We start from the raw sequence: 11,564 nt of genomic DNA, 5'->3' as shown, positions 1-11,564 counted from the left end.
GGGCGAGAATGTCATTATTACTGGCGCTACTCGCCATCATTTTTGCCGGACGTCTGATCCTCAAAAAATATCACCCCCAGTCGGTACTGCTCCTGACCGGGATTGTGCTGCTGCTCATCGCGCATTTTAGCGGGATGACTACGCTCAGCAGCCTGGTGAAAAAGAGCACCGGATTTGGTCCCTTTGACGCCTTTGAGTTTATCCGCGATACCCTGAGCGTGCGCCTCGGCGGTCTCGGACTACAAATCATGCTGATAGGTGGGTTCGCCACCTATATGTCGGCCATTGGCGCAAGCCAGGTGCTGGTTCGGGTAACATCTCGTCCTTTGCAGCGTCTGAACTCACCGTACCTGCTGTTGGGACTGGCGCTGTTACTGGGTCAATTCCTGTCGCTGTTTATCAGTAGCGCCACCGGGCTGGGTCTGCTATTGATGGCAACGCTTTACCCGTTGCTGACCCGTCTTGGCTGCAGCCGCGCCGCCGTTGCCGCCGTTATCGCCAGTACCTGTGCGGTTGAATTTGGTCCGGGTTCCGGCAACTCAGTTCTCGCCGCGAAAACGGCGGGTATCGAGGTAGTTAACTATTTTGTTCAGGATCAGTTACCGATTGTCGTTCCGGTTATTCTTTTCATCGCTCTGCTGCATATTGTTGTACAACGCTTTTTCGATCGTCGGGAAAGTGGTGACAATGCCGCGCAGCAAATGCAGACATTAACCTCAACCGAAGAAGCCGAAGCGCCGGTTGCCTGGCTATTCCTGCCGATGTTACCGCTGGTGTTGATGCTGGCGTGCAGTGATTTGCTGTTCAGCTCACTCAAAATTACGCTCGATACCGCCGTACTGATAAGCCTGGCCATTACCCTGGTATGTGAGTATTGTCGCCACCGTAAGGCTCGCGACGTGATGGCTGGTGTACAAAAAGTTTTCGACAGTATGGGCAGTGTGTTTGCCACCGTGGTGACGCTGATTATCGCCGGTGAGGTTTTTTCTGCCGGACTGAAAGCCATTGGCGCCGTCGACGCGCTGCTGTCGCTTTCCGGTGAATTTGGCCTCAGCGCGGCTTCCATAATCTTGCTGATGACGCTAATCACCTTTGCGATTTCAGCGTTGATGGGCTCCGGGAATGCAGCATTTTTCTCCTTCGCCCCGATGGTGCCGGATATCAGCCGCCATATCGGCAGCGACGTGGCGGTTATGATGCTGCCGATTCAGATCTCAGCGGGCATTGGACGGACGTTGTCGCCTATTGCCGGCGTGATTATCGCCATCGCCGGGATCGCAGGTGTATCACCGGTGGATATCGTTAAACGCACCGCAATTCCGATGCTGGGAGGATGGCTGCTGATGATTGCGCTGACATTCGCCCGATCCGGGCATTTGCTGGCAGTTCTGCCGTGGCTGGCAGTCCTTGTACTGCTGATGGTCGGCGGTTACTTCTGGCAGCGCCGACGTAAACAGCCGCTGGCAGTGCAGTAAAAAAAACCGGAGTCTCTCAGACTCCGGCTCTTACGCTGTACGGAAAGGGTTAAACGGCTTTCACTGCATCCGCAATGCGGTGCGCAAACTCCGTAACCTGTGCTTCGTCTTCACCTTCAACCATCACACGGATTAATGGCTCAGTGCCCGACTTACGCAGCAGTACGCGTCCACGGTTACCCAGTGTCGCTTCAACCTCTGCCATCACCGCCTTCACGCTTTCATGTTCCAGCGGATCGCCGCTACCCGCGGTGTAACGTACGTTAACCAGCAGTTGCGGGAACATTTTCATGCCGCTGCACAGGTCGTGCAAACTCATATGGTTGCGCACCATCGCTGCCAGTACCTGCAGACCCGCCACGATGCCGTCACCGGTGGTGGTTTTGTCCAGCAGGATCACATGGCCTGAGTTTTCGGCACCGATACGCCAGCCTTTTTCCTGCATTTTTTCCAGCACATAACGGTCGCCAACTTTCGCGCGGGCAAACGGAATACCCAGCTGTTTCAGCGCCAGCTCGAGGCCCATGTTGCTCATCAGCGTGCCGACTGCGCCACCGCGCAGCTGCCCCTGACGCAGGGCTTCACGAGCGATGATGTACATGATCTGGTCGCCGTCAACTTTATTACCTTCGTGATCAACCATAATGACGCGGTCGCCGTCGCCGTCCAGCGCAATCCCCAGATCGGCTTTTTCCGCGATTACGCGCGCCTGCAGCGCACGGACGTCGGTGGCGCCGACTTCTTCATTGATGTTCACGCCGTTTGGCTCACAACCAATGGCAATCACGTTTGCACCCAGCTCACGCAGTACATTTGGCGCAATGTGGTACGTCGCGCCGTTGGCACAATCCACCACGATTTTCAGCTCACTCAGGCTTAGCTCATTCGGGAAGGTGCCTTTGCAAAACTCGATATAGCGACCGGCAGCATCAACAATACGGGTAGCTTTACCCAGTTCAGCCGAGTCCACGCAGGTGAGCGTTTTTTCCATTTCAGCTTCGATAGCTTCTTCAACCGCATCTGGCAGTTTTGTCCCGTCGATGGAGAAGAATTTAATCCCGTTGTCATAAAATGGGTTGTGCGAAGCGGAGATAACAATCCCGGCCTCAGCCCGGAAAGCACGCGTCAGATAAGCAACAGCAGGGGTTGGCATTGGGCCCGTGAAAGAAGCTGACAGTCCGGCGGCAGCCAGACCCGCTTCCAGCGCGGACTCCAGCATATAACCGGAAATACGCGTATCTTTACCGATAATGATTTTGCGTGAACCATGACGTGCCAGCACTTTTCCTGCCGCCCAGCCCAGCTTAAGGACAAAGTCAGGAGTGATTGGAGCGTCGCCTACACGACCACGAATCCCATCGGTGCCAAAATATTTACGATTACTCATAGCGTTTGTTTTCCTTTGCAGACAATGTGGCTTCCACCACACGCATCGCTTCTACGGTTTCTTTGACGTCATGGACACGAACAATCTGCGCACCCTGCATTGCGGCAATGACCGCGCATGCAAGGCTGCCGCTCAAACGCTCAGATGGCCCCACATTGAGCAATTGGCCAACCATTGATTTTCGTGACATCCCTACCAGCAGCGGCAGATTAAAATGATGAAATTCCGCCAGACGTGCCAGCAATGTGTAGTTGTGGGTAAGATTTTTACCGAATCCGAATCCTGGGTCGAGTAGCAATTTATCTTTTGTGATTCCGGCCCGTTCACAACGTGCTATTTGCTCAACAAAGTAACGATTTACCTCAGCAAAAACATCCTCGTATTTTGGCGCTTCCTGCATGTTTTTCGGCTGCCCCTGCATATGCATCAGGCAAACGGGCAATCCGGTTTCCGCTGCGGCTTCCAGCGCCCCAGGCTCCGAGAGTGAGCGAATGTCATTAATGATATGTGCGCCGACTCTGGCGCATTCGCGAATCACTTCCGGTTTTGAGGTATCTACCGAAATCCACACTTCAAAACGTTGAGCAATTGCCTCCACCACCGGGATCACTCGCTGCAACTCTTCTTCCACGCTCACATCGGCAGCACCGGGACGCGTGGATTCACCACCCACATCAATGATAGTCGCCCCGGCGTTAATCATCAGGTTTGCGTGTTTTACCGCCTCAACCAGAGAGTTGTGCGCCCCGCCATCGGAAAAAGAATCTGGCGTGACGTTCAAAATCCCCATGACGTGCGGATGACTGAGATCCAGTGAAGAACCCTGAGCAAAGAGTTTCATAGCTTTATCCCTGAAAAAAATCTTGAATATGCAGATAAGAAAAACCCCGGAGCAAGCCCCAGGGTTTTCAATTAAAACACGGTCATCATCAACGATAACTTATTTGTCGCCCAGTTGCTCTGACATGGTGCCAGAGTCCGGCGCACGCGGTTCATCAACCGGACGCGGCGCGCTCGGCTTGCCGGTGCTGCCAGAGTTGTTGTTAGAAGAACCCGGTTCTTCCCAACCCGCTGGCGGACGCACGTCGCGACGAGCCATTAAATCGTCAATCTGCGGTGCATCGATGGTCTCATATTTCATGAGCGCATCTTTCATCGAGTGCAGAATATCCATGTTTTCATTCAACAGACGACGCGCACGGTCATAGTTACGTTCAATCAGCAGTTTAACTTCCTGATCGATAATGCGCGCGGTTTCATCGGACATATGTTTAGCTTTCGCCACAGAACGTCCCAGGAACACTTCGCCTTCTTCTTCCGCATACAGCAACGGCCCCAGTTTGTCAGAGAAGCCCCACTGAGTGACCATGTTACGCGCCAGGTTTGTCGCGACTTTAATGTCGTTGGACGCACCGGTAGAAACATGTTCAGCACCGTAGATGATCTCTTCCGCCAGACGACCGCCGTACAGCGTGGAGATCTGGCTTTCCAGTTTCTGACGGCTGGCGCTAATTGCGTCGCCTTCAGGCAGGAAGAAGGTGACACCCAGCGCACGGCCGCGCGGAATAATCGTCACTTTGTGCACCGGATCGTGCTCCGGTACCAGGCGACCGATAATCGCGTGGCCAGCTTCGTGATACGCGGTAGATTCTTTCTGCGCTTCCGTCATCACCATGGAGCGACGTTCCGCACCCATCATGATTTTGTCTTTCGCTTTCTCGAACTCAACCATCGATACAACACGCTTGTTGCCACGCGCTGCAAACAGTGCCGCTTCGTTCACCAGGTTCGCCAGGTCCGCACCGGAGAAACCAGGCGTACCACGAGCAATGATTGCCGCATCGATATCCGGAGACAGCGGTACGCGACGCATATGCACTTTCAGAATCTGTTCACGACCGCGAACGTCTGGCAGCCCCACCACAACCTGACGGTCAAAACGGCCTGGGCGCAGCAGCGCAGGGTCAAGAACGTCCGGACGGTTAGTTGCCGCGATAACGATAATACCTTCGTTACCTTCGAAGCCGTCCATCTCAACCAGCATCTGGTTCAGCGTCTGTTCACGTTCATCGTGACCGCCACCCAGACCCGCGCCACGCTGGCGACCTACGGCGTCGATTTCATCGATGAAAATGATGCACGGTGCCGCTTTCTTGGCTTGTTCGAACATGTCACGCACACGAGATGCACCCACACCGACGAACATTTCCACGAAATCAGAACCGGAAATTGTGAAGAATGGAACCTTCGCTTCACCCGCGATGGCTTTTGCCAGCAGGGTTTTACCTGTACCCGGAGGACCAACCATCAGGACGCCTTTCGGGATCTTACCGCCCAGTTTCTGGAAACGGCTCGGTTCACGCAGGTATTCAACCAGTTCAGCGACCTCTTCTTTTGCTTCGTCACAACCAGCGACGTCAGCAAAAGTGGTTTTGATCTGATCTTCGGTCAACATGCGCGCTTTGCTCTTACCGAACGACATGGCACCTTTGCCACCACCGCCCTGCATTTGACGCATAAAGAAGATCCAGACACCAATCAGCAGCAGCATTGGGAACCAGGAAATGAAGATAGAAGCCAGCAGGCTCGGCTCTTCAGGCGGCTCGCCAACAACCTTGACGTTTTTGGTCAGCAGGTTATCAAGCAGCTTCGGATCGTTAACCGGAATGTAGGTCGTGTAACGGTTACTATCTTTCTTGGTAACGTTAATCTCACGTCCGTTGATACGCGCTTCACGAACCTGGTCCTGATTGACCTCTTGCAGGAAGGTAGAGTAATCAACCTTACGGCCATTAGACTCGCTGGGCCCAAAGCTCTGGAATACTGACATCAGCACAACGGCAATGACCAGCCAGAGTATTAGGTTTTTCGCCATGTCACTCAAGGGATTAACCTCATATTACAACTGTGTTAAAAACAGCGTCAGGATACTCTATATCCAGTTTCTTTCAAACTTTCGTTTGAAATCTACCGGTTATGGTTTACGCCCGGTCGCTACAATGTACACTTCACGCGAACGGGCGCGAGAAGAGTCCGGCTTACGAACTTTGACCTTCGTAAACAGGGAGCGAATCTCTCTTAGATACTCATCGAAGCCTTCGCCCTGGAACACCTTCACTACAAAACTACCACCTGGCGCTAATACATCACGAGCCATTCCAAGTGCCAGTTCAACCAGATACATGGCCCGGGGAATATCCACCGCCGGTGTTCCACACATATTTGGCGCCATATCAGACATGACAACTTGTACTTTACTGTCACCTACACGCTCAAGTAACGCTTTCAGGACTAATTCATCACGAAAGTCGCCCTGAAGGAAGTCCACACCAACGATTGGATCCATAGGTAAAAGATCGCAAGCGATAATGCGGCCGCTGTTTCCGATCTGCGTAACCGCATATTGCGACCAGCCACCGGGTGCAGCGCCGAGGTCAACAATCGTCATCCCCGGTTTAAAAATTTTGTCACTTTGCTGTATTTCATCAAGTTTAAACCAGGCACGGGAACGTAACCCCTTTTTCTGTGCCTGTTGAACATATTTATCGCTAAAGTGTTCCTGAAGCCAGCGACTCGAGCTGGCAGAACGCTTTTTACCTGTCATTTCACTTTCCCATCGGGCAGTTCATCGTAACCAATGGTGTAAATATCTACACAGCTATTTGGCGATATATGGGAGATGGCGGTAGAATGACCCGTTTTCAATCCCAACGTAAGCAAAAATATACGATGAATCTGAGTACTAAACAAAAACAGCACCTGAAAGGTCTGGCACATCCGCTCAAGCCTGTAGTTATGCTTGGCAATAATGGTTTGACCGAAGGGGTACTGGCCGAGATTGAACAAGCGTTAGAGCACCATGAGCTTATCAAGGTGAAAATCGCCTCGGAAGATCGCGATACTAAAACCTTGATCGTGGAAGCTATCGTACGCGAAACCGGCGCCTGCAATGTACAGGTCATCGGCAAAACGCTGGTACTGTATCGCCCGACTAAAGAACGTAAAATCTCGCTGCCACGCTAAGAATATCCCAAAGTTGCACACGAAGTTTGTGTAAAACGCGGGAATTTCCGCTAGCAGGAGAGCAAAATGCCACGCTCTCTTCGTTGATAAAAGGCCGCTATGCGGCCTTTTTCCTTTCTTTACAATGTATCAACATCTTAACCAAGATGCGAATTACAGGTATTCTACCTTCGTCACTTCATATTCAACTTCACCGCCCGGCGTTTTGATAACCACCACATCATCCTGCTCTTTGCCAATCAGGCCACGAGCGATAGGCGAGTTCACCGAAATCAAATTCTGTTTAAAATCGGCTTCATCATCGCCGACAATACGCCAGGTCTGCTCTTCGTCGTTATCGAGATTCAGCACGGTAACCGTCGCGCCGAAAACGACGCGGCCATTGTTCGGCATTTTAGTGACGTCGATAACCTGCGCGTTGGACAGTTTGGCTTCGATATCTTTAATGCGCCCTTCGCAGAAACCCTGCTGTTCACGCGCCGCGTGATACTCCGCGTTCTCTTTCAGGTCACCGTGTTCACGCGCTTCCGCGATCGCGGCAATAATTTCAGGGCGACGTACAGATTTGAGAAAATCCAGTTCTTCGCGCAGTTTTTCAGCACCACGTAAGGTCATCGGGATAGCTTGCATTTGTTATACCTCTTGAACATTCCTGTAGGGGGCGGTTGTCCTCACCCCGGCTGCTAAGCCCACCCTGGCATACGCCATGCCAGAGTCAGAAGCAAAAAAATACCGACCCGGGGCACGAGGTCCCAGGTCAGCTACAATTCTCTATTTGATGTTCATTTTACCCTGGAGTTCCCTATGGGTCATCGTTTACTTTTTAGGGCGTTGCGCCGTAGTATGACGGCCTGTTTCCAGGTTGTTAGCGCGAGATTATGCGATTTCCCAGATTTGCCATTGGATTAACTGCCAGTATAGCGTTCAGCGTTCAGTCGGCGAATGTCGACGAGTACATCAGCCAGCTTCCTGCCGGGGCCAACCTAGCCCTTATGGTACAGAAGGTTGGCGCGCCTGCGCCCGCGATTGATTACCATAGCCAGCAGATGGCGCTGCCGGCCAGTACCCAGAAAGTGATCACCGCGCTGGCGGCATTGATTCAACTCGGACCTGATTTCCGTTTTACCACGACGCTTGAGACAAAAGGCAACGTAGAAAATGGGATATTGAAAGGTGACTTAGTTGCGAGATTTGGTGCCGATCCGACGTTAAAACGTCAGGATATTCGCAATATGGTAGCAACTCTGAAAAAATCAGGGGTGACGCAAATTGCCGGAAATGTCCTGATCGACACCTCCATTTTTGCCAGTCATGATAAAGCGCCCGGCTGGCCCTGGAACGACATGACGCAATGTTTTAGCGCTCCGCCAGCAGCGGCGATTGTCGACCGAAATTGCTTCTCTGTATCGCTCTACAGCGCACAAAAAGCCAACGATTTGGCGTATATTCGCGTGGCGTCTTACTACCCGGTGACCATGTTCAGCCAGGTTCGCACCCTCGCACGTGGTTCTGCCGAAGCGCAATATTGTGAACTGGACGTGGTGCCCGGCGATTTGAACCGCTATACGCTGACCGGATGCCTGCCGCAGCGCGCCGAACCTCTGCCACTGGCGTTTGCTATTCAGGACGGCGCCAGCTATGCCGGAGCCATTCTTAAAGATGAGCTAAAACAAGCGGGGATCACTTACAGTGGCACGCTGCTGCGTCAGACGCAGGTCAACACTCCGGGAACCGTGGTCGCCAGTAAGCAGTCAGCGCCGCTGCATGACCTGCTTAAGATTATGCTGAAAAAATCGGACAACATGATTGCCGACACCGTTTTTCGCATGATTGGCCATGCGCGATTTAACGTACCGGGCACCTGGCGGGCAGGTTCAGATGCCGTACGTCAGATCCTGCGTCAGCAGGCGGGCGTCGATATCGGCAACACGATCATTGCCGATGGCTCTGGCCTCTCTCGCCATAACCTGATTGCCCCCGCCACCATGATGCAGGTGCTGCAATACATCGCGCAGCATGACAATGAGCTGAACTTTATCACCATGCTGCCGCTGGCGGGCCACGATGGCTCCCTGCAATACCGTGCAGGCCTGCATCAGGCTGGTGTTGATGGCAAGGTTTCAGCGAAAACAGGCTCACTGCAAGGGGTGTACAACCTCGCGGGATTCATCACCACGGCAAGCGGTCAGCGTATGGCATTTGTGCAGTATCTGTCTGGCTATGCGGTAGAGCCGGCTGATCAGCGTAATCGCCGTATTCCGCTGGTGCGCTTCGAAAGCCGGTTGTACAAGGATATTTATCAGAATAACTAGATGTTGAAGATGCCGGATGACGCTTACGCTTATCCGGCCTACACCAACTGGAAACAAAAACCCCGGCAGCATGGCCGGGGTTTTTAATGCGATTAACGCTTGTAGATGAACTCAACGCCTTCTTCGTCGTCTTCGTCCCAATCGTCATCCCAGTCATCTTCCGCTTCGTCTTCGACTTCAGCGAGCTGCTGACGGTGATAATCATCCCACATGAACTCAACTTTCTCCGGCTGTTTCGCTTCTTCAGCCTGAACGATTGGGTTCTCAATGATAAAGGTCATCACATCCCAGCAAAGATCCTTCACACCCAGCTGACTGGCGGCAGAGATCAGGTAATATTTACCTTCCCAGCCCAGCGCTTCGGCGATGGCTTTCGCTTTTTCTTCCGCTTCAGCTTTGTCCATCAAATCAATTTTGTTGAACACTAACCAACGCGGTTTAGACGCCAGATCCTGACTGTATTTTTCCAGTTCGCCAATAATGATACGGGCGTTTTCTACCGGATCGGAACCGTCAATCGGATCGATATCAATGAGGTGCAGCAACACGCGGCAACGTTCCAGATGTTTCAGGAAACGAATACCCAGACCAGCGCCTTCAGCCGCGCCTTCAATCAGACCCGGGATATCGGCAACCACGAAGCTCTTCTCGTTGTCCATACGCACCACGCCCAGGCTCGGTACCAGGGTGGTGAACGGATAATCAGCGACTTTCGGCTTCGCCGCAGATACTGCACGGATAAACGTCGATTTACCGGCGTTTGGCATACCCAGCATACCCACGTCTGCCAGCAGCATTAGCTCCAGCATCAGATCGCGCTTATCGCCAGGTGTACCCATCGTTTTCTGACGCGGGGTACGGTTGACCGACGATTTAAAACGGGTGTTACCCAGACCGTGCCAGCCGCCTTTAGCGACCATCAGACGCTGACCATGTTTAGTCATGTCGCCCATGGTTTCGCCCGTGCCCTGATCGATAACACGCGTACCGACAGGCACTTTAATCGTGACATCTTTACCACGCTTGCCGGTGCAATCACGGCTCGCGCCATTCTGACCACGTTCCGCACGGAATGATTTTTCAAAACGGTAATCGATCAGCGTGTTCAGGTTTTCGTCGGCTTCCAGCCAGACGTCACCGCCATCACCACCGTCACCACCGTCCGGACCGCCTTTTGGGATGTATTTTTCGCGGCGGAAGCTGACGCAACCATTACCGCCATCACCTGCAACGACCAGAATCGATGCTTCATCAACAAACTTCATTTTACTCTCCGTAAATCATTCGCCTGAGCGGGGTTGCGAAACCACCGTTTCATGCTTACGTAAACCGCCCCAAATTCGATGACCAATGGCGGAATACATCGCGCCCGCAACCACGATAAACGCACCGAGATAACCTAATAGGTTTAGCATCGGTCTGGCGAAGAAATCGGGCCAGGCCAGTGATAATAAATCTGAAAATAACAACGTAAACAGCGGCGTGAGCGTGATAATGGCGCTCACCTGCGCCGCCTGCCAACGCGCCATCGCTTCCGCGAGAGCGCCGTATCCTACCAGCGTATTCAGGCCGCAGAATACCAGGCATGCCAGCTGCCAGTCGCTGAGCTGCGTGATGACACCGGGTTTAGCCAGCGGCAATAACGCAATCGTACACAAAGTGTACAGTAAAAACAGGATCTGCGGTGATGCCAGCCGACGCAATAACACCTTTTGCGCGACCCCATAGCTCACCCAAACCGTCGCGGCACCGACACCAAAGATAACGCCCCAGGTGTAATCGGTGAGCCGGGTAAAAATTTCGATCAGACTGGTATTAAAAAACAACACCAGCCCGCTCAGAAGCATAATAGCGCCAATAATCTGCGTGCCGCGCATCTTCTCCTTCAGGATAAAGACGCTGGCGATCATCATGCCAACAGGTGACAGTTGACCGATAACCTGCGAAGCCGTTGGGCTCAAATATTGTAAAGACGAACTAAACAGAATGAAGTTACCGAACAGTCCACCAGTGGCAATAGCCAACAGCACCAGCCAACGCGCTTTGCGAAAAATACGCAATGGAGGGAGCTTTTTTTTAACCGCAAGAATAGCGCCAAGGCCAATGCTTGCCATTAAAAAACGGTAGAACACGACGGTAGGAGGTTCCATCACCTCCAGCACTTGCTTCATCGCTATTGGTAAAGCCCCCCAACAGACAGCTGTCGTGAGCGCTAAAAGAATACCAATACCTGCCTGCTGCTTCATGCCGTATTTCCTGCAAGGGCTCGTTTCCGGGTTATCACGGCGCGACGAGCGTATTTACCGGTCGTCGAATGTAAAAAGCCCCGCAACGTGTTGCGGGGCTTTTATCCGTTACCGGGACGCG

General features: G+C 52.8%; 10 protein-coding genes. 3 read left to right on the top strand and 7 right to left on the bottom strand.

Features of this window, described 5'->3' with window-relative positions:
- The first annotated feature begins 8 nt into the window (after nt 1–8).
- Nucleotides 9–1,475 (top strand): C4-dicarboxylate transporter DcuC, encoded by a 1,467-nt coding sequence (gene dcuC / locus IB196_RS02640; protein WP_005121303.1) that lies wholly within the window; start codon nt 9–11, stop codon nt 1,473–1,475.
- A gap of 49 nt (nt 1,476–1,524) precedes the next feature.
- Here the strand turns inward: dcuC and glmM are convergent, their stop codons facing one another.
- The 4 genes from glmM to rlmE form a co-directional block, all read right to left on the bottom strand.
- Nucleotides 1,525–2,862 carry a phosphoglucosamine mutase gene (glmM, locus tag IB196_RS02635; RefSeq protein ID WP_005121304.1) on the bottom strand — a complete coding sequence of 446 codons (1,338 nt, stop codon included), beginning with the start codon at nt 2,860–2,862 and terminating at the stop codon, nt 1,525–1,527.
- Nucleotides 2,855–3,703 (bottom strand): dihydropteroate synthase, encoded by an 849-nt coding sequence (folP, locus tag IB196_RS02630; protein WP_188231861.1) that lies wholly within the window; start codon nt 3,701–3,703, stop codon nt 2,855–2,857. Before folP ends, glmM begins: the two co-directional genes overlap by 8 nt.
- Before the next feature lie 99 nt (nt 3,704–3,802).
- Nucleotides 3,803–5,737 (bottom strand): ATP-dependent zinc metalloprotease FtsH, encoded by a 1,935-nt coding sequence (gene ftsH / locus IB196_RS02625; protein ID WP_005121306.1) that lies wholly within the window; start codon nt 5,735–5,737, stop codon nt 3,803–3,805.
- Between the two features lie 99 nt (nt 5,738–5,836).
- Nucleotides 5,837–6,466 (bottom strand): 23S rRNA (uridine(2552)-2'-O)-methyltransferase RlmE, encoded by a 630-nt coding sequence (gene rlmE / locus IB196_RS02620; protein ID WP_004106110.1) that lies wholly within the window; start codon nt 6,464–6,466, stop codon nt 5,837–5,839.
- A 125-nt stretch (nt 6,467–6,591) separates the two neighbouring features.
- Between rlmE and yhbY the strand changes: the two genes are divergently transcribed.
- Entirely contained in the window at nt 6,592–6,885 is a 294-nt protein-coding gene (gene yhbY / locus IB196_RS02615; RefSeq protein WP_003025016.1) for a ribosome assembly RNA-binding protein YhbY, read from the top strand.
- Between the two features lie 153 nt (nt 6,886–7,038).
- Here yhbY and greA read toward each other — a convergent pair whose 3' ends face one another.
- Nucleotides 7,039–7,515: a transcription elongation factor GreA gene (greA, locus tag IB196_RS02610; protein ID WP_003025019.1), complete on the bottom strand. Its 477-nt coding sequence runs from the start codon at nt 7,513–7,515 to the stop codon at nt 7,039–7,041.
- A gap of 248 nt (nt 7,516–7,763) precedes the next feature.
- Here greA and dacB point away from each other — a divergent pair, with 248 nt between their 5' ends.
- On the top strand, nt 7,764–9,197 hold the full coding sequence (dacB, locus tag IB196_RS02605) for a serine-type D-Ala-D-Ala carboxypeptidase (protein ID WP_188231860.1): 1,434 nt from the start codon (nt 7,764–7,766) through the stop codon (nt 9,195–9,197).
- 92 nt (nt 9,198–9,289) lie between these two features.
- Here the strand turns inward: dacB and cgtA are convergent, their stop codons facing one another.
- Both cgtA and IB196_RS02595 read right to left on the bottom strand, forming a co-directional pair.
- Complete coding sequence (gene cgtA, locus IB196_RS02600) at nt 9,290–10,462, bottom strand: Obg family GTPase CgtA (RefSeq protein ID WP_003828732.1); 1,173 nt, start codon at nt 10,460–10,462, stop codon at nt 9,290–9,292.
- A gap of 15 nt (nt 10,463–10,477) precedes the next feature.
- Nucleotides 10,478–11,443 carry a DMT family transporter gene (locus IB196_RS02595; RefSeq protein WP_040234128.1) on the bottom strand — a complete coding sequence of 322 codons (966 nt, stop codon included), beginning with the start codon at nt 11,441–11,443 and terminating at the stop codon, nt 10,478–10,480.
- Nucleotides 11,444–11,564: the final 121 nt, after the last annotated feature.

The sequence above is a fragment of the Citrobacter sp. C6_1 genome (assembly GCF_014596835.2).
GTDB classification, from domain to species: domain Bacteria; phylum Pseudomonadota; class Gammaproteobacteria; order Enterobacterales; family Enterobacteriaceae; genus Citrobacter; species Citrobacter pasteurii.
This window is presented reverse-complemented; position numbering and strand designations above follow the sequence as displayed.

Excerpts from the sequence above, each read along its gene's own strand:
- cgtA (WP_003828732.1), bottom strand. The coding sequence starts at position 10,462 with ATGAAGTTTGTTGATGAAGCATCGATTCTGGTCGTTGCAGGTGATGGC.
- yhbY (WP_003025016.1), top strand. The coding sequence starts at position 6,592 with ATGAATCTGAGTACTAAACAAAAACAGCACCTGAAAGGTCTGGCACAT.
- dcuC (WP_005121303.1), top strand. The coding sequence starts at position 9 with ATGTCATTATTACTGGCGCTACTCGCCATCATTTTTGCCGGACGTCTG.
- glmM (WP_005121304.1), bottom strand. The coding sequence starts at position 2,862 with ATGAGTAATCGTAAATATTTTGGCACCGATGGGATTCGTGGTCGTGTA.
- ftsH (WP_005121306.1), bottom strand. The coding sequence starts at position 5,737 with ATGGCGAAAAACCTAATACTCTGGCTGGTCATTGCCGTTGTGCTGATG.
- IB196_RS02595 (WP_040234128.1), bottom strand. The coding sequence starts at position 11,443 with ATGAAGCAGCAGGCAGGTATTGGTATTCTTTTAGCGCTCACGACAGCT.
- dacB (WP_188231860.1), top strand. The coding sequence starts at position 7,764 with ATGCGATTTCCCAGATTTGCCATTGGATTAACTGCCAGTATAGCGTTC.
- greA (WP_003025019.1), bottom strand. The coding sequence starts at position 7,515 with ATGCAAGCTATCCCGATGACCTTACGTGGTGCTGAAAAACTGCGCGAA.
- folP (WP_188231861.1), bottom strand. The coding sequence starts at position 3,703 with ATGAAACTCTTTGCTCAGGGTTCTTCACTGGATCTCAGTCATCCGCAC.
- rlmE (WP_004106110.1), bottom strand. The coding sequence starts at position 6,466 with ATGACAGGTAAAAAGCGTTCTGCCAGCTCGAGTCGCTGGCTTCAGGAA.